This window comes from Alsobacter sp. KACC 23698 (genome assembly GCF_045348435.1).
GTDB lineage: Bacteria > Pseudomonadota > Alphaproteobacteria > Rhizobiales > Beijerinckiaceae > Alsobacter.
Map to the genome: position 1 here is coordinate 2,909,216 of NZ_CP157484.1, position 16,905 is coordinate 2,926,120.

Genomic DNA, 16,905 nt, shown 5'->3' on the forward strand with positions numbered 1-16,905 from the left:
CCCGCCGGGCCGCCGGCCGTCGGTCTCGTCCGAAGCGTCGACGCGCGACCCATGTCGGCCCCGCGATTGACTGTCCATCGGCCCCGAATGCGGCGGCCGACGGCTGCGGACCTCTCAGGACCGCCCTCGATTCGCCGGCGCGCGGCCGGCTTACGCCTTCTTCAGCCGCTCAAGCGCGTCGCGGAGCTTGCCGGCGCGGTCGAGCGCCTCCTGGCGGCGCTCGCGCTGCTCCTCGACCACCTCCTCCGGCGCCCGGGCCAGGAAGTCGGAATTGCCCAGCTTGGCGTCCACCTTGGCGACGTCCGCCTCCAGCTTGCCGATCTCCTTCGTCAGCCGCAGGCTCTCCGCCTCGATGTCGACCACGCCCGCCAGCGGCAGGGCGGCGACGTCGCCGCGAACCACGAGCTGCACCGACTCGCTGGGCGCCGCCGTCGCGAAATCGATCGCCGACAACCTCGCCAGACGCTTGAGCATGTCGCCCCAACGCTCGGCGCGGACTCGCGTTTCCTCGCCCACGCCCACCAGCACGAGCGGGATCTGCGCCCCGGCCGGCACATTCACCTCCTGTCGGGCCGAGCGGATCTCGGTGATCAGGTCGACCAGCCAGCCGATCTCCGCCTGCGCGTCCGCGTCGGCGACGCCCGCGTCGGCCGGCCAGGGCGCCAGCGCCAGGATGGTCTGGCGCTTCGGCCCTTCCTGGCCCTTGATCTCCCAGAGCTCCTCGGTGAGGAAGGGCATGAACGGGTGCAGCAGCTTGGCGATGGCGTCCAGCACATGCGCCACGCTCGCGCGGGTCTCGGCCTTCTCGGCCTCGTCCGACCCCATGAAGACCGGCTTGGCGAGTTCCAGATACCAGTCGCAGAACACGTTCCAGACGAAGCGGTAGGCGGCGTTGGCCGCATCGTTGAACCGATAGGCCTCGATCGCGCCGGTGACCTCGGCCACCGCGGTCCCGAGTTCCGACAGCGCCCAGCGGTTCAGCGGCAGCCTTGCCGACGCCGGGTCGAACCCGGCCACGCGCGCGCAGCCGTTCATCTCGGCGAAGCGGGCGGCGTTCCACAGCTTGGTCGCGAAGTTGCGGTAGCCCTCGACGCGCTGGCGGGAAAGCTTGATGTCCCTGCCCTGCGCCGCCATCGCGGCCAGCGTGAAGCGCAAGGCGTCCGCGCCATAGGCCTCCACGAGCTCCAGGGGATCGATGACGTTGCCCTTAGACTTCGACATCTTCGCCCCCTTCTCGTCGCGGACGAGGGCGTGGATGTAGACCGTGTGGAAGGGGATCTCCTCCATGAAATGGAGGCCCATCATCATCATCCGGGCGACCCAGAAGAAGATGATGTCGAAGCCCGTCACCAGGACGTCGGTAGGATAGTAGCGCTTCAGCTCGGGGGTGACGTCCGGCCAGCCCAGCGTCGAGAACGGCCACAGGGCGGATGAGAACCACGTGTCGAGCACGTCCTCGTCGCGATTCAGGGTGACGGCCTCGCCGAAGCGCGCCTTGGCGGCCGCATAGGCGGCCTCTTCGCTCTCCTCGACGAAGATGGAGCCGTCCGGTCCGTACCAGGCGGGGATCTGGTGTCCCCACCAGAGCTGGCGCGAGACGCACCACGGCTCGATGTTCTCCAGCCACTGATAGTAGGTCTTCTCCCAGTTCTCGGGCACGAACTTCGTGCGTCCGTCACGCACGGCGGCGAGCGCCGGCTGCGCCAGGGTCTTGGCGTCCACATACCACTGGTCCGTCAGCCAGGGCTCGATCACTACATTGGACCGGTCGCCATGCGGCACGGTGTGGCCGGTCGGCTCGATCTTGGCCAGCAGGCCCTTTCTGGCCATCAGGGCGACCACGCGTTTGCGCGCCTCGAAGCGGTCCACGCCGTGGAGGGCCATGACCTCAGGCTCCGGGCTCGCGCCCGCCAGGAAGGCGTCGTTGCCGGCCAGCAGCATGGCGGCCTCGGCGTCCAGGATGTTGACCACCGCCAGGCCATGCCGCTTGCCGACCTCGAAGTCGTTGAAGTCATGCGCCGGCGTGATCTTCACCGCGCCGGTGCCCTTCTCCGGGTCGGCGTAGTCGTCGGCCACGATCGGGATCACGCGCCCGACCAGCGGCAGCACCACGTTGCGGCCGATCAGGCCCTTCAGCGTCTCGTTCTCCGGATGCACCGCGATGGCGGTGTCGCCCAGCATCGTCTCCGGGCGCGTCGTCGCGATGCGGATGAACGTGCCGGCGTCGGCGGCGTCATAGCGCGCGTCTTCGAGCGGGTAGTCGAAGTAGAACAGGTGACCGCTGGCGTCCCGATCCAGCAACTTGCCCAGCGCGGCGAGATCAAGCGCCTTCGGCTCCTCGGCGTCCGGCGCCGGCCGGTCCCACTTGAAGCTGCCCTTCTTCTCGACCTGGACGACCTCGAGATCGGAAATCGCGGTCTGGAACTTGGGGTCCCAGTTCACCAGGCGCTTGTCGCGGTAGATCAGGCCCTGCTTGTGCAGCGCGACGAAAACCTTCAGCACGGCCTTTGACAGGCCCTCGTCCATGGTGAAGCGCTCGCGCGACCAGTCGCAGGAGGCGCCGAGGCGCCTCAACTGGTTGACGATCACGCCGCCGGATTCGGCCTTCCACTCCCAGATGCGCTTCACGAAGGCCTCGCGGCCCATCTCGCGGCGGCCCGGCTGCTGCTTCTCCATGAGCTGGCGCTCCACCACCATCTGGGTGGCGATGCCCGCATGGTCGGTGCCCGGCTGCCAGAGCACGTCCTTGCCGCGCATGCGCTCGAAGCGGCACAGGATGTCCTGCAGCGTGTTGTTGAGCGCGTGCCCCATATGGAGGGAGCCTGTGACGTTCGGCGGCGGGATCACGATGGTGTAGGGCTGCGCGCCGGCCCGCTCGGGCCGGCCGGCCTTGAACGCCTCTTCCCGCTCCCAAAGCTCGGCGATGCGCTTCTCGACGGAAGCGGGTTCGAACGTCTTGTCCATCGTGAATCCTTCGGGCGGGCGCTCACGGCCCGCGCTGCGCGCTAGAAAACCGAGCAGGCGCGCTTAGTCAACGGCGATGCGGCGCCGGGCAGGTCCGCCCTGCGGCGGGGCCGAGGGCTCAGCCGCGCGGACCGCGCGACAGCCGCTCGATCTCGGCCTTGACGAGCCGCTCGACGAGGGCCGGCAGATTGTCGTCCAGCCACGCCTTGAGCATCGGCCGCATCATGTCCTTGACGAGATCCTCCAGCGTCCGCGCCTGGGTCGTCAGGATGGCCGACGAGAACATGTTGAAGGTCGAGGCGACCGCGGCGTCCACCATGGGCGACAGCAGCGCATCGTCGGTGCGCGGCGGAGGAGGCGCCGGCGGCGCCACAGGGGGCGGCGGCTCGGGCGCCGGCGGCGGAGCGACGATCTCCTCGCGCTTGGGCAGGATGAGCAGGGGATCCTCCGCTTCGCGGAAGTCCACGGCGTCCTCGTCGTCGGACTGGGGGACGTCGTCCCAGCCCGTCTGCTGCACGGTCGCGAGGTCGAGCACGTCGTCGTCCGGCTCCTGGGCCGCTTCCGGCCCAAGGGCCGGCTGGTTTGCGCCGGGCGCGTCCTTCTGGTCGTCCGCGATGATGCGACGAATGGAGGCGAGAATCTCCTCCATCGAAGGTTCGTTCGCCTTCAGGCTCGCAGCACTCATCGGGCCCGCCGCTCCGTCATCGCCAAAGACGCACCGAATCAAACCATTCCGCGTCGACGTTCAGGCGCAAGTATCGTCTCGGTACGCCGGCGCGCAACCCGGTTAGAGCGGCTATCCAGAAGCTTCGGAGATCAGCGTCCGTCGGGGTTGCGCAAGCCGATCCACTTGTCGCGGACCTGCTCGTAATGCACCGAGGGCTTGTACTCCTGGGTCGCGAGGCGGAGCTGGTTGGAGGACAGCCGCCCGAGCGCGCTCTGCAGATTGTAGGACGCCACCACCCGGTCGCGCTGCGCCGTGATCAGGCTGACGCGCGCCGTGAGGAGCTCCTGCTGCGCGTTCAGCACGTCGAGCGTGGTGCGCTGTCCGACCTTGGCTTCTTCGCGCACGCCGTTCAGCGCCACTTCGGCCGCCTGGATCTGCGCCTGGGACGCGGTGATGCGCTCCTTGGTGGAATCGAGGGCCGCCCAGGCGGACACCACCGACTGGCGCACCGAATCGCGCACCTGATCGGCCTCGATCCTGCGCTGGCCCAGCGTCTCCTTGGCCTGGCGGACGCGAGAATAGACCTCGCCGCCTTCGTAGATCGGCACGGACAGCGTGCCGGTGACCGATGCGGTGTTCAGCTCCGACCGCGAAGACTGGTACTCCCACCGATGGGTCACGGTGCCCTGAACCGAAAGACTGGGCGCGAGTTCGCCCTCGGTCACTTTCACCAGCAGCGCCGCCGCGTCCACCGAGTGAAGGGCGGACTGGATCGACGGGTGAGCGGACTGCGACAGCGCCACCGCGGCGTCCAGGGTCCTTGGGAGATTGGCCTCGATCGGCTTGGCCGGGGCGAGCTGGCGCGCCTCGACCCCGATGACCTGCCTGTAGCGGGACAACGACGCCTTCAGGTTGCCGGCCGCGGAGCTCGCATCGGACCGAGCCGCGGCGAGACGGGCCTCGGCCTGGGCGACGTCCGTGCGGGTCACCTCGCCGACATTGAAGCGGTCGCGCGTCTGGCGCAGCTGCTCGTCGAGCACGTCGATATTGTTGTTGCGCAGGTTCAGGATCGCGGTGTCGCGCAGCACGTCCATATAGGCCGTCGCGCCATCCAGCAGGACCGACTGCTCGGTCGAGCGGAGCTGCTCGCGCGCGGCCAGCACGTTGGCGTCCGCGCGGCGAACCGAGTTGCCGGTCCGAAAACCGTTGAACACCGTCTGGTTGAGCTGCACGCCGACGCCGCGCGGAAAAAATTTCTCGTTCGCCGAGCCCTGGGGGGTGGTCAGGTCCTGAACGGTGTATCCGGCGTCCGCCGACGCGGCGATCTTCGGCCGATAGCCCGACAGCGCCTGATTCACGTTCTCGTCGACGGCGCGAACGGCCGCCCGCTGCGCATTCAGCTGAGGGTTTGCGTTATAGGCTCGCGCAAGGGCGCTCTCCATGGTTTCCGCATTCACCACTCCGCTGGGAAGCAGCAAAGCGGCGACCGCGCAGGACAGAAGCGCCTTGCGCGCGTTTGGGGTCAGACCCTTTGACAATTCGCCACCCGCCTCGTCGTACCTGGAGCCGCTCCGGACAATTGCCTCCCAGAGCGGCGGAAGTCTGCGCAGCAAAGCCGCAAACGCAACCATAGCTAAGTTTATGACACGCAGCCTAACCTCAGCTTGCTAGAGGCTAACCTGTCCCAGGCGATCATTGAAGTTGCCTGGGCCGATTTCGAGTCACTGCCGCAAAAAGGTGACAGTGGTAAACGTCAAAACACGAAGGTCGGGACAGGCTTGAACTCATCGATGACCGGGGCTGCGGCGTCGAAAACCGCCCTGCCCCCCATGATGTCTCCCGACTTTCTGTAGACCATCGCCTTGGCCGAGCGGCCCACGCCATGGACGCCGACCAGGCGGCCGCCGTCGCGCAGCTGGGCGAAGAGTTCGGTCGGCTCCAGTTCGAACGCCCCGTTGACCACGATGACGTCGAACGGCGCCTCCTTCCGGCAGCCGTCTTTCAGCGGGCCCGACACGACGGCGACGTTCGCGACGCCCAGGCCGCCCAGGATCTCGCCGGCTTTGGACGCAAGCGCCGGATCCGATTCGACCGCCACCACCGAGGCGGCGAGCCGCGCCAGCACGGCGCTGGAATAGCCCGTGCCGCACCCGACGTCGAGGACCACGTCCTCCGGGCGAATCGCGGCGGCTTGCAGAAGCCGGGCGAAAACCATCGGGGAGAGCATCGTGCGCTTGGCCCCATCGGCGGCGCCGATGGTCAGGCCCAGATCCGCATAGGCGATGCTGCGCTGGTCCGCCGCGACGAAAAGCTCGCGCGGCGTCTCCTCCATGGCCTCCAGCACGGGCGCGGACGTGATGTCATACGTCCGCAGCTGGCAGTCGACCATCATGCGGCGCTGCAAAGCATAGTCGGGCATGGGGTGACCTCCTGCGGGAAGGAAGACGGCGCGGACCGGGCGGCCGCAGCCAACAACGTGCGGCGTTTTCGACCAGCCGAAGCGAAAACGCAAGCGCTCCCGATATCCGGCGAAGCCCTGCGCGGGCGATGGTCTTGAAGGATGCCGGGGGATGGAGGCCTCGCCCGGAATCGAACCGGGGTGCAAGGATTTGCAGTCCTCTGCGTAACCACTCCGCCACGAGGCCATCGTGTCTCCGCCCGGGAGTTGGGCGGCGCGAGCAAGGCCCTGATACAGAACTCGCCGCGGCCGGGCAACGCCTTTCGTTTCGATTGGTTGACTGAAATCTTTTGCGGCCCACTTCGCATCGAAGGGGTTGCGCGACCGGTTCGGCTGATGTAATCCCCCGCCTGCCGACGGTCCCCGATAGCTCAGTTGGTAGAGCATTCGACTGTTAATCGAATTGTCGCAGGTTCGAGCCCTGCTCGGGGAGCCAACTCTCTCCGTCGGCGTCTGAAAATCCAAACCAGTCCAGAGACTTGAGCTTGGCCCGCCACGGCCGGGACGCCCGGCTGTTCGGTCGGCTTGCGATTGCGCGGGCGCCATGCGCCGGTGATCTGGGTCGGGTCGCGCGCCGTAGGCTGGGGGCTCCGCAGCGCCTCCGGGAGATGGGCAGCCTCATGACACGACCCGCGCTCGTCTGGTTCCGCGAGGACCTCCGGCTCTCCGACAACCCGGCCCTGACCGCAGCCCGCGACAGCGGCGCGCCGGTGCTGGCCTTCTACGTCTTCGACGAGCAGAGCGACGGCGTCCGCCCGCTCGGCGGCGCGTCGCGCTGGTGGCTGCATCAGTCTCTGGCGGCGCTGGCGGCGAGCCTCGAGAAGGCAGGCGGCAGGCTGATGATTCTGCGCGGACCCGCCCGGATGGTGATCGAGCGGCTGCGCGTGAAGCTCGACCCGGCGTCAGTGTACTGGAATCGCCGGTATGACGGCCCGGGCATGGCGATCGATTCGGACGTCAAAGCGGATCTGAAGTTCCTGGGGATCACCGTCGAGAGCTTCAACGGCGCCCTTCTGTACGAACCGTGGATGGTGAAGTCGCGCTCCGGCGAGCCGATGAAGGTGTTCACGCCCTTCTGGCGCGCCGCCCAGGCTTCCGGGCCGCCCCCCGCCCCGCTTCCCCCGGTGGACAAGCTGGCGAGCGCCAAGGCGAGCGACGCCGATCTGGGCGCCGTGACGCTGGACGACCTCGACCTGCTGCCCACCCGGCCGGACTGGGCCGGCGGGCTGAGGGAGGCCTGGACGCCCGGCGAGGCCGGCGCGCAGGCCCGCCTCGACGCCTTCCTCCGGCGCGAGCTGAAGGGCTATGGCGACGGGCGCAACAGGCCCGACCGGGCCGCGACCTCGCGCTTGTCCCCCTACCTTCGCTTCGGCGAGATCAGCCCCCGCCAGATCTGGGCCGCCGCCGAGGCGGCCGTCGAGAACGGTTCGTCCCCGGCGCCCGCGGAGGACCTGGCGAAGTTCCAGTCGGAGCTCGGTTGGCGCGAATTCTCGCACCATCTCCTCTTCCGGCATCCGGAACTGGCGCGCACCAACATCCAGCGCAAGTTCGACGACTTTCCCTGGCGGCCGGACCCGGTTCTCGTCCGGGCCTGGCGGCGCGGGATGACCGGCTATCCCATCGTCGACGCCGGCATGCGACAGCTCTGGCGCACGGGATGGATGCACAACCGCGTGCGGATGATCACGGCGTCCTTTCTCATCAAGCACCTTCTCCAGGACTGGCGCGAGGGCGAAGCCTGGTTCTGGGACACGCTGGTCGACGCCGACCCGGCCAACAACGCCGCGAGCTGGCAATGGGTCGCCGGCTCCGGGGCGGACGCCGCGCCCTATTACCGGATCTTCAACCCCATCCTGCAGGGCGAGAAATTCGATCCGCGGGGCGACTATGTCCGGGCCTTCGCGCCCGAGCTCGCCCGCCTGCCGGCGGACGTGATCCACAAGCCCTGGACCGCCTCTCCGGACGTCCTGGCCAGGGCCGGCGTGCGTCTGGGCGACACCTATCCCCTCCCCATCGTCGACCACGGCGAAGCCCGGGCCCTGGCGCTCGCCGCGCTTTCGGAGATTTCCTCGTCGAAAGGCTGAAACCGAACGCGCGAAGCGCCCGTATACTCCAGCGCAATCGGCAACGCTTTCGCTTGGGTACACATGCGCATCGCCATCATCGGGACCGGCATCGCCGGCAACGCGGCCGCCTATGCGATCGCGACCAGCACGTCCCATCGCCTGACGGTCTATGAGCGCGACGATCGCCTGGGCGGCCATTCGGCCACGGTGGACGTCGACTACGACGGCGAGCGAATCGCGGTGGACACGGGCTTCATCGTCTTCAACGAGCCCAACTACGAGAACCTGACGGCCCTCTTCGCCGAACTCGGCGTCGAGACGCGTGCCTCCGACATGAGCTTCGCAGTCTCGGCGCGCGGCGGCCGATTCGAGTGGTGCGGGCGCACGACGGACGTCGCCAACGGGCTCTTCGCCCAACGGCGCAACCTGCTCTCGCCCGGCTACATGCGCATGCTGATCGAGGTGCTGCGCTTCAATCGGGTCGCCGTCGAGGACCGGAAAGCCGGCCGGCTCGGCTCGCTGTCGCTCGACCACTACGTCACCCTGCGCGGCTTCTCCCGGCGCTTCCGGGACGACTACATCGTGCCGATGGGCGCCGCGATCTGGTCGATGTCGCCGGCCGCCATGCTGGCCTTCCCGGCCGAAAGCTTCATCGCCTTCTTCCAGAACCACCATCTGCTGCAATGGGAGCGGCCGGTGTGGCGCACGGTCGTGGGCGGCAGCCGGTCCTATGTCGAGCGCATCAGCGCTCCCTTTCGCGACCGGATCCGTCTGGGCGCCGGCGTGACCCGCGTCGTCCGCGGTCCCGAGGGGGTCGAAGTCACCGATTCGACCGGCCAGACGGACCTGTTCGACGAGGTCGTGTTCGCGTCCCATTCGGACCAGGCCCTCGCCATGCTGGCGGACGCGAGCGAGCAGGAGAAGGCCGTCCTGGGCGCCGTGCGGTTCCGCGACAACGACGTCTACCTCCACCGCGACCTCGCCCTGATGCCGCGCCGCCGCCGCGCCTGGTCGGCCTGGAACGTGATGCAGAACGACGACCCGCAGGCGGATCTGTGCGTCTCCTACTGGATGAACGCCTTGCAGGGCGTCGACCCGGCGAAGCCGCTTTTCGTGACCCTGAACCCACCTCGTCCGCCCGCGGCGGAGAAGAACTTCGGCCGCTTCAGCTACGCCCATCCCCAGTTCGACGCCGCGGCGCTCGCCGCCCAGAAGGCGCTGCCGGGCGTGCAGGGCCGCAATCGCGTCTGGTTCTGCGGCGCCTGGACCGGCTACGGCTTCCACGAGGACGGCATCCGCTCGGGCCTCGCAGTGGCCGAAGCGCTGGGCGCGACAGTGTCGTGGCGGCGCAAGGCGGTCGTGCAGGAGAGCGACGCCCTGCTCGAGGCCGCCGAATGAGCGGAGCGCGCGCGATGTTTCCGCCTCCGGCGGACGCCGCCTCGATCTACCGGGGCGTTGTGATGCACGCCCGGCTGAAGCCGGTCGCGCATCGGTTCGCCTATGAGGTTTTCTCGCTCCTGGTCGATCTCGGCCGCCTGAAGGACGCCGACGCCGCGAGCGCCGTGTTCTCGGTCGGCCGCTTCAACCTGCTGTCTTTCCACGAGCGGGACCACGGCCCGCGCGACGGATCATCGCTGCAGGAGCATGTCCGGCGCATCGTCGCGGCGGCGGGCGTCGAACCGCCGGACGGGCGCGTGCTCCTGCTGTGCTATCCGCGAATGCTCGGCTTCGCCTTCAATCCGCTGGCGGTCTATTTCGCCTACCGGGCCGACGGCGACCTCGCCGCCATCGTCTACGAGGTCCGCAACACCTTCGGGCAGAACCACACTTATGTGTGTCCCGTCGAGGACGGCCAGATCGGTCCGGCCGGGGTCCGGCAGGAACGTCGCAAGCTCTTCTACGTGTCGCCATTCAACGGCATGGAGATGGGCTACCGGTTCCGCGTCCTTCCGCCCGGCGAGCGGGTCTCGCTGCGCATCCTGGAAACGGACGCCGAAGGCCCGCTCCTGTCGGCGGCCTTCCACGGCGAGCGGAGCGCATTGACCACCGGCTCCATCCTCGCCGCCCTGGCGCGCGTCCCTCTTCTCACCCTCAAGGTCGTCGGCGGCATCCACTGGGAGGCGCTGCGGCTCTGGGCCAAGGGCATGCGCCTGAAGCCCCGCCCGCCCGCGCCGCCCGCCGTCAGCATCGCCGACGGCGTCTACGCCAAGTCCCCCGCCGGGAGCGCCTTCCCCCACGATCCCACTCCGACGGGAGTTCAAGACATGGCCGCATCACGCGCATGACCAAGCATTTTTCAATGAGGACGCTCGGCCCGATGGACCTGTCGATCCCCCTTGCCTCCACCCCGGTCCGGGTGACCGCCGAAAACCTGTCCGACCTGACGCGCGATCTTCCCTTCGCAGCTCGTCAGGCCGTGGCCTTCGCGGCGCGCCTGGAGGTGGGCTCCCTCACCGTCGGCCTGCCCGACGGCAGGACCCTGCTGATCGAGGGGCCGCAGGCCGGCCCGGACGCCGTGATGACGGTGCGCGACATCCAGTTCGCGAGGCGTCTCATCGAGGGCGGCGACATCGGCATCGCCGAAGCCTTCCTGCATGGCGAATGGGATACGCCGGACCTCACCCGCTTCCTCGAGCTCTTTTGCGCCAACCACCACCTGATCGCCAATATGCTGGAGCACCGGCCCTTCGCCCGGTTTCTCCAGCGCGTGCGCCACTGGATGAACCGCAACACGCGCTCGGGCTCGCGCCGCAACATCCACGCCCACTACGATCTCGGGAACCGGTTCTACGAGTCCTGGCTCGACGGCTCGATGACCTATTCGTCGGCCCTGTTCGCCGGGGCGGGCGAAGACCTGGCCACCGGCCAGAAGCGCAAATACGAAGCGCTGGCCCACAAGCTTCAGATCGGCCCCGAGCACCACGTCCTGGAGATCGGATGCGGATGGGGCGGCTTCGCCGAATACGCCGCGAGCGAAATCGGCTGCCGCGTCACCGGCCTGACGATCTCGCGCGAGCAGTTCGACTACGCCCGCCGCCGCATGGCCGAAGCCGGCCTCGCCGACAGGGTCGAGATCAAGCTCCAGGACTATCGTGACGAGAAGGGCGTCTATGACCGCATCGCCTCGATCGAGATGTTCGAGGCCGTGGGCGAGGAGTACTGGGCGGTCTATTTCCGCCAATTGTCCGCGCGGCTCAAGGCCGGGGGATCGGCCGGGCTGCAGGTCATCACCATCAAGGACAGCCTGTTCGAGACCTATCGGCGCGAGATCGACTTCATCCGCCGCTACATCTTCCCGGGCGGCATGCTGCCCTCCCCCGCCATGATGAAGCATCTCGGCGAGAAGGTCGGCCTCGCGCTCCGCGACGAGCGGATCTTCGGGCTGGATTACGCGGTGACGCTCGCCACCTGGCGCGAGCGATTCCGCGAGGCGTGGCCGAACCTCGTCCCGCTCGGCTTCGACGAGCGCTTCCGGCGCATGTGGGAGTACTACCTGGCCTATTGCGAGGCGGGGTTCCTCTCCGGCAACATCGACGTGCGCCAGATCGTCTACACGAAGCCCGCGTGACCGGCGACGCCGAGCCGAGCGCACGGCGGCTGCTGGCCTATGCGCTGCCGGCCCTTCCGCTCGCGATCCTGAGCCTGCCCTTCTATGTGCTGGTGCCGGCCTATTACGCGGCGGGCCTCGCTTTGCCCATCGCGGCCGTCGGCCAGACGCTCATGTGGGTGCGCGTCATGGACGCCGTCAGCGACCCGATCGTGGGCGCCCTCGCGGACCGGTTCCGCCCGCGATTCGGGCGCCGGCGGCTGTGGGTCGCGCTGGCGACGCCCTTCGTCGTGATCGCCGCGTGGGGCGTCTTCGCCCCGCCGGCCTCTGCGGGCCTCTGGCATCTGTTTGGCTGGGGCGCGGCGCTATCCATCGCCTGGACGGCGGTCCAGATCCCCTATGGCGCGTGGGGCGCGGAGCTGTCGCGGTCCTATGCGGGACGCAACCGCGTCACCGCCTATCGCGAGGCCCTGACCGTGGCGGGCGCCCTGCTGGCGCTGACCCTTCCGGCGCTTCTGCCGCGCTTTGGCGTGGAGGGCGACGGCGCGGTCCTGGCCGCCTTCGCGGCGATCGTCGCCGTCGCCCTCCCGCTCGGGACGGCGACCGCCGTGCTCGTCGTGCCCGAGCCCGTGGAGCGCTCCCGCGAGACGGCGGGCTGGCGCGAGGGCCTCGCGGGGCTTGCGGCGAACCTGCCCTTCCGCCGGCTGCTTGTCGCCTTCCTGATCAACGGCCTCGCCAATGGCCTGCCGGCCACGCTGTTTCTCTTCTTCGTGCGCTTCCGGCTGGACGCCGCCGATGCGGCGGGCCCGCTGCTCGTCCTCTACTTCCTGGCCGGGGTCGCCGGCGTGCCCGGCTGGCTCTGGCTGGCGCGGCGCACCAGCAAGCATCGGGCCTGGTGCTGGGGGATGATGCTGGCCTGCGCGGCGTTCTCGGTCGCGCCATGGCTCGGGTCGGGCGACGTCGCCGCCTTCGCAGCCGTCACGCTCGTCACCGGCCTGGCCCTGGGCGCGGACGTCATCCTCCCGGCCAGCATGCAGGCGGACGTGATCGACGTCGACACGGCCCGCTCCGGCCAGGAGCGGACCGGCGTTTATCTGGCGTTCTGGGCGCTCGCCACGAAGCTGGCGTTGGCCGGCGCGGTGGGCGTGGCCTTCCCGATCCTCGGCGCGGCCGGGTTCGACGCGGCGCTCGGCTCCGGCAACCCGCCCTCGAGCCTCGCCACGCTGGCCTTTCTCTACGCCGGTCTTCCGGTTTTGCTGAAGCTCGTCGCCATCGGGCTCGTCTGGCGGTTTCCGCTCGACGCCCAGGCCCATGCGCAATTGCGCCGCGCTATCGAGGCCGCGCGGGAGCGCGCGACGCCTCCCTAGATGTCGAATCTAGCGCCCGCGCCCGACGCCCGTCGCCCGCGCGACGAGCGGAAAATACAGGCCGTAGGGCAGGTGGTTGATCGCCTTCAGGATCCACGACAACCGGCGTGGGAAGGTGATCTCGAACCCGCCTTTGGCGAAGCCGTCGCAAATCCGCCGCGCCGCGTCCTCGGCCGGGATCAGGAACGGCATCGGGAACTCGTTCCGGTCGGTCAGCGGCGTGCCGACGAAGCCCGGATTGACCACCTGCAAGGTGATCCCAACATCGTCGCAGGTGAATTTCAGCGCTTCGGCCATGTTTATCAGCGCCGCCTTGGTGGCCCCGTAGGCCGCCGACGTCGGCAAGCCGCCATAGCCCGCGACCGACGCGTTCAACGCGATCTGCCCCCGCCCCCGCCCGGTCATCGCCGGGATCAGGACGGCGAGGCCGTTCACCGCGCCTCCGACATTCACCTCGAAGGTCCGCATCACCAGATCGGCGTCAAAGCCGGCGCCCTTCATGGGATAGAACGTGCCGGCGTTGAGGAAGGCCAGGGCGACGGGGCCCAGGTCCCGCTCGATCGCCGCAAAAGCCTCGGCCACTTCGTCCTTGCGCGTCACATCCGCCGGAAAGGCGACGATCCGTCCCGGGCCGGGCGCCTCGCGGGCCAGCGCCTCCAACTCCTCGCGGCGGCGGGCCGTGGCCGCGACCGCGTAGCCGCGGCGCGCCAGCTCCAGAGCGGTGGCCCGGCCGATGCCCGAGCTCGCGCCCGTGACCCACGCCACGCCGTCGGCCGGAGACGCCCGATAGGAGTTCGCCATCGCCGACCGTCCTGTCGCTAAAAGAGAAAGCCGACCTCAGTGGCCGACGATGCGGCGAACGAAGCGCGCCAGCGGCCCGGTGAGCCGTAGCGGCGCGTCCGTGACGGCGAAGCAGATGCAGTCCTCGCCTTCGTCGGCCCGGGGGTGGTGGTCGATCTCCGGATCGGCGATCGCGATGTCGCCGCGCATGTAATGCCCCGTCGTATCGCTGAACCCGCCGCGCAGGACGAGGGTGACCTCGCTGCCCTCATGGGTATGCGACGGAATGGTCTTGCCGGGCTTGATCCAGTACAGGGTCGCCTCTGTCCCGGCCTGGTCGGGAAGCCGGAACTCGCGCACGCCGGGAAGCTTGAAGCGCCACGGAATGTCGGAGACCCGCTTGCCGGCGACCGCGCAGAGCGGAGGCGGCATCACCGAGCAGACCGGCGCGGCGGGGCGCGGCTCGACACGCTCCGCGGACTCGAAGATCGCAGCGAGCTTGCGGTCCCGGTCGGCGACCGCGCAGGCCGGCATGTCCTCGAGAGCCTGGGCCCCGATCTGCTCCATGGCGCGCACGAACGACCGGCTCTCCGGCTTCAGATAGAGATGAGCCGCGACGAGCGAGTGGAGATGAGGGCTGAGCGTCCCCGCCGCATAGCCGGCGAGCAACTCGTCCAGTCGGGATCCGTTCGGGGCGGCTTCGTCGTTCGGGATCAAGATGGGTCTCGTGTCATGGGGTCTTCACGTCGGCGTGAAGCACGGTTCACTGTCTACGCGAGAGGCGAAGCCTTGGATCATCCTCGCCGGCTCCGGTCGAGCTGCATGATGCCATGCGGGCGCGTGCGCCGCGACCAAAACCGGGACCCCAGGGCCGCCCGGCGGCGCAGCCTCTTCCCACGGACGGCCGAACTGGTCTAGCGTCGCCGCCCGAGCCGCATTTCATGGACGTTCAATGCCGACCGAATTCCTTTTTAGAGACGATGCTTACCTGCAGTCCTGCGACGCCACGGTGGTGGAGGTGAACGACCGTGGCGGGATCGTGCTGGACCGCACCGTCTTTTATCCCACGGGCGGAGGCCAGCCGGGCGACAAGGGTGCGCTCGTGGCCGCCGACGGCTCCGAGATCGCGATCGCGACAGCCGTCTATGGCGAAGACAAGTCCACCATCGTGCATGTCCCGGAGGCGGGTTCGACCCTGCCGTCGGTCGGCGACCGCGTGACCGCCAGGATCGACTGGTCCGTGCGCCTGCCGCGCATGCGCATCCACACCGCGCTTCATCTCTTGACCACCGTGCTGCCCTACCCGGTCACCGGGGGCTCCATCGGCGACGGCGAAGGCCGCCTCGATTTCGACATCCCCGACGCGGGGCTGGACAAGGATCAGCTGACCGAGGCTCTCGCCAAGGCCGTAGGCCGCAACGCGGACGTGCGGCAGAGCTGGATCACCGACGCCGAGCTGGAGGCCAATCCGGGCCTGGTCAAGACCATGTCGGTGAAGCCGCCGATGGGATCGGGCCGCGTGCGCCTGATCGAGATCGAGGGCCTCGACCTCCAGCCCTGCGGCGGCACCCATGTCGCCAACACGCGCGAGATCGGGACCGTCCTGGTCACCAATATCGAAAAGAAGGGCAAGCAGAACCGGCGCGTCCGGATCGCGCTCGCCTGACGTCCTCCCCTCCAGAACAGGCGCATCCATGGCGGCCAACCCCGACCTCGTCTCGACCGAATGGCTCGAAGACCATCTGAGCGCGCCCGACCTCGTCGTGGTGGACGCGTCCTGGTACCTGCCGACGCAGAACCGCGACGCCAAGGCCGAGTATGCGGCGGGCCATATCCCGGGCGCGGTGCATCTCGACATCGACGAGGTGTCGGACCACGACGACCCCCTGCCCCACATGCTGCCGCGCCCCGAGCCGTTCGCCCGGGCCGTCGGCGCGCTGGGCATCGGCGACGGCATGCGGATGGTCGTCTATGACGGGTTGGGCCTGTTCTCCGCCCCGCGCGTCTGGTGGATGCTGCGCGCCTTCGGGGCGCGCGACGTCGCCGTGCTGGAAGGCGGAGCGCCGAAATGGCGGGCCGAGGGGCGCCCCTGGACGGACGAGCCGACCCGCCGTCGCCCGGCGACCTTCACGCCCCGCTTCGACCATGGCGCGGTGGCCTCCCGCGAGGACATCGCCCGCATGCTGGCGTCCGGCTCGCACCAGGTCGTCGACGCCCGCGCGGCGGACCGGTTCCGCGGCGACGCGCCCGAGCCGCGGCCGGGTCTGAAGGCCGGCCATATGCCCGGCAGCCTGAACGTGCCCTGGTCCGAGGTGCAATCCAATGGGACGCTGCGGGCGCCGGACGAGATCCGGGCCGCCTTCGCCAAGGCCGGGGTGGATCTGCAAAGGCCGATCGTCACGACCTGCGGGTCCGGCGTCTCCGCCGCGATCCTGACGCTCGCGCTCAACAGCGCCGGCGTGCCGACCCGGACGGTCTATGACGGATCCTGGGCCGAATGGGGCGGGCGCGACGACTGTCCCGTCGCGACGGGAGACGCGCGGCGCTAAAGGGCTCTGCCGGCGAAGCGCCGGGCGGCGCGCCCGGCGAGTAGCAGCGTCACGGCGCTCGCCGCCAGAAGGAGCGGCCCGACCAGCCGGTCGGTCCCCACGGCCCGCAAGGGGGCGACCGGATCGCCCCAGCCCAGCGCGCGGCAGGGGCACGCGCCTCCGAAAGTGGCCGTCGCCGTGATCAAGGCGGACCAGAGGACCGTGAATAGCGAAGCGGCGCTCACGGCGGCGCGGGCCGGCGGCGACAGGCCGTAGGGGTCGAGACCGAGCGCGATCCAGCCCACTGCGAAGAAGGGCAGCGAGGCCAGCGCCCCCACATAGAGCGCGCCGGCCTGGCACTGCCGGCAGTCGACCCACAGGAAGGCCGCGAAGGACACCACCGCGCCCGCCAGCACGGGCCCGACCGCGGCCCGGCCATGGCGCCAACCGATGCTGGCGAGCACGCCAGCCAGCATCAGGAGCCCAAGTCCCAGGAGAGCGGCGACCGCCCGCAAGGCTGCGCCTCCC

14 protein-coding genes and 2 tRNA genes are annotated in these 16,905 nt (G+C 69.3%); 8 read left to right on the forward strand and 8 right to left on the reverse strand.

From position 1 onward, the window contains the following. Positions 1–150 precede the first annotated feature (150 nt). The 5 genes from ABEG18_RS13635 to ABEG18_RS13655 form a co-directional block, all read right to left on the reverse strand. The gene (locus ABEG18_RS13635; RefSeq protein WP_406853597.1) at positions 151–2,964 is read right to left on the reverse strand and encodes a valine--tRNA ligase; all 2,814 of its coding nucleotides are present in this window, start codon (positions 2,962–2,964) and stop codon (positions 151–153) included. A 118-nt stretch (positions 2,965–3,082) separates the two neighbouring features. Continuing rightward, on the reverse strand, positions 3,083–3,613 hold the full coding sequence (locus ABEG18_RS13640) for a PopZ family protein (protein WP_406853598.1): 531 nt from the start codon (positions 3,611–3,613) through the stop codon (positions 3,083–3,085). 167 nt (positions 3,614–3,780) lie between these two features. After that, positions 3,781–5,073 carry a TolC family outer membrane protein gene (locus tag ABEG18_RS13645; protein WP_406853599.1) on the reverse strand — a complete coding sequence of 431 codons (1,293 nt, stop codon included), beginning with the start codon at positions 5,071–5,073 and terminating at the stop codon, positions 3,781–3,783. A gap of 311 nt (positions 5,074–5,384) precedes the next feature. Continuing rightward, entirely contained in the window at positions 5,385–6,050 is a 666-nt protein-coding gene (locus tag ABEG18_RS13650; RefSeq protein ID WP_406853600.1) for a protein-L-isoaspartate O-methyltransferase family protein, read from the reverse strand. Between the two features lie 152 nt (positions 6,051–6,202). Further along, positions 6,203–6,276, reverse strand: a tRNA-Cys gene (locus ABEG18_RS13655). A gap of 173 nt (positions 6,277–6,449) precedes the next feature. Between ABEG18_RS13655 and ABEG18_RS13660 the strand changes: the two genes are divergently transcribed. From ABEG18_RS13660 to ABEG18_RS13685, 6 genes are all read left to right on the forward strand, one after another. After that, positions 6,450–6,525, forward strand: a tRNA-Asn gene (locus ABEG18_RS13660). Between the two features lie 184 nt (positions 6,526–6,709). Next, positions 6,710–8,173: a cryptochrome/photolyase family protein gene (locus ABEG18_RS13665; RefSeq protein ID WP_406853601.1), complete on the forward strand. Its 1,464-nt coding sequence runs from the start codon at positions 6,710–6,712 to the stop codon at positions 8,171–8,173. 63 nt (positions 8,174–8,236) lie between these two features. Further along, on the forward strand, positions 8,237–9,553 hold the full coding sequence (locus tag ABEG18_RS13670; RefSeq protein ID WP_406853602.1) for an NAD(P)/FAD-dependent oxidoreductase: 1,317 nt from the start codon (positions 8,237–8,239) through the stop codon (positions 9,551–9,553). Positions 9,554–9,567: 14 nt separating this feature from the next. Next, positions 9,568–10,440, forward strand: coding sequence for a DUF1365 domain-containing protein (locus ABEG18_RS13675; RefSeq protein WP_406853603.1), 873 nt, complete (start codon positions 9,568–9,570; stop codon positions 10,438–10,440). A gap of 32 nt (positions 10,441–10,472) precedes the next feature. Continuing rightward, entirely contained in the window at positions 10,473–11,723 is a 1,251-nt protein-coding gene (locus ABEG18_RS13680; RefSeq protein ID WP_406853604.1) for a class I SAM-dependent methyltransferase, read from the forward strand. Continuing rightward, the gene (locus ABEG18_RS13685) at positions 11,720–13,069 is read left to right on the forward strand and encodes an MFS transporter (RefSeq protein ID WP_406853605.1); all 1,350 of its coding nucleotides are present in this window, start codon (positions 11,720–11,722) and stop codon (positions 13,067–13,069) included. The genes ABEG18_RS13680 and ABEG18_RS13685 overlap by 4 nt, the downstream gene beginning before the upstream one ends. A gap of 9 nt (positions 13,070–13,078) precedes the next feature. Here the strand turns inward: ABEG18_RS13685 and ABEG18_RS13690 are convergent, their stop codons facing one another. Further along, positions 13,079–13,870, reverse strand: coding sequence for an SDR family NAD(P)-dependent oxidoreductase (locus ABEG18_RS13690; protein ID WP_406853606.1), 792 nt, complete (start codon positions 13,868–13,870; stop codon positions 13,079–13,081). A 36-nt stretch (positions 13,871–13,906) separates the two neighbouring features. After that, complete coding sequence (locus ABEG18_RS13695) at positions 13,907–14,566, reverse strand: ChrR family anti-sigma-E factor (protein WP_406853607.1); 660 nt, start codon at positions 14,564–14,566, stop codon at positions 13,907–13,909. A gap of 235 nt (positions 14,567–14,801) precedes the next feature. Here ABEG18_RS13695 and ABEG18_RS13700 point away from each other — a divergent pair, with 235 nt between their 5' ends. After that, complete coding sequence (locus ABEG18_RS13700; protein WP_406853608.1) at positions 14,802–15,515, forward strand: alanyl-tRNA editing protein; 714 nt, start codon at positions 14,802–14,804, stop codon at positions 15,513–15,515. Between the two features lie 28 nt (positions 15,516–15,543). Next, complete coding sequence (gene sseA / locus ABEG18_RS13705; protein ID WP_406853609.1) at positions 15,544–16,398, forward strand: 3-mercaptopyruvate sulfurtransferase; 855 nt, start codon at positions 15,544–15,546, stop codon at positions 16,396–16,398. On the opposite strand, the gene ABEG18_RS13710 is transcribed toward sseA, so the two are convergent. Further along, positions 16,395–16,892 carry a hypothetical protein gene (locus ABEG18_RS13710; RefSeq protein ID WP_406853610.1) on the reverse strand — a complete coding sequence of 166 codons (498 nt, stop codon included), beginning with the start codon at positions 16,890–16,892 and terminating at the stop codon, positions 16,395–16,397. The two genes, sseA and ABEG18_RS13710, sit on opposite strands and share 4 nt — an antisense overlap. Between the last annotated feature and the right edge of the window lie 13 nt (positions 16,893–16,905).

What these genes read in the sequence shown, in the direction of transcription:
- ABEG18_RS13635 (WP_406853597.1), bottom strand. Translation starts at nt 2,964, where the DNA reads ATGGACAAGACGTTCGAACCCGCTTCCGTCGAGAAGCGCATCGCCGAG.
- ABEG18_RS13650 (WP_406853600.1), bottom strand. Translation starts at nt 6,050, where the DNA reads ATGCCCGACTATGCTTTGCAGCGCCGCATGATGGTCGACTGCCAGCTG.
- ABEG18_RS13645 (WP_406853599.1), bottom strand. Translation starts at nt 5,073, where the DNA reads ATGGAGAGCGCCCTTGCGCGAGCCTATAACGCAAACCCTCAGCTGAAT.
- ABEG18_RS13700 (WP_406853608.1), top strand. Translation starts at nt 14,802, where the DNA reads ATGCCGACCGAATTCCTTTTTAGAGACGATGCTTACCTGCAGTCCTGC.
- ABEG18_RS13640 (WP_406853598.1), bottom strand. Translation starts at nt 3,613, where the DNA reads ATGGAGGAGATTCTCGCCTCCATTCGTCGCATCATCGCGGACGACCAG.
- sseA (WP_406853609.1), top strand. Translation starts at nt 15,544, where the DNA reads ATGGCGGCCAACCCCGACCTCGTCTCGACCGAATGGCTCGAAGACCAT.
- ABEG18_RS13675 (WP_406853603.1), top strand. Translation starts at nt 9,568, where the DNA reads ATGTTTCCGCCTCCGGCGGACGCCGCCTCGATCTACCGGGGCGTTGTG.
- ABEG18_RS13690 (WP_406853606.1), bottom strand. Translation starts at nt 13,870, where the DNA reads ATGGCGAACTCCTATCGGGCGTCTCCGGCCGACGGCGTGGCGTGGGTC.
- ABEG18_RS13670 (WP_406853602.1), top strand. Translation starts at nt 8,237, where the DNA reads ATGCGCATCGCCATCATCGGGACCGGCATCGCCGGCAACGCGGCCGCC.
- ABEG18_RS13665 (WP_406853601.1), top strand. Translation starts at nt 6,710, where the DNA reads ATGACACGACCCGCGCTCGTCTGGTTCCGCGAGGACCTCCGGCTCTCC.
- ABEG18_RS13680 (WP_406853604.1), top strand. Translation starts at nt 10,473, where the DNA reads ATGGACCTGTCGATCCCCCTTGCCTCCACCCCGGTCCGGGTGACCGCC.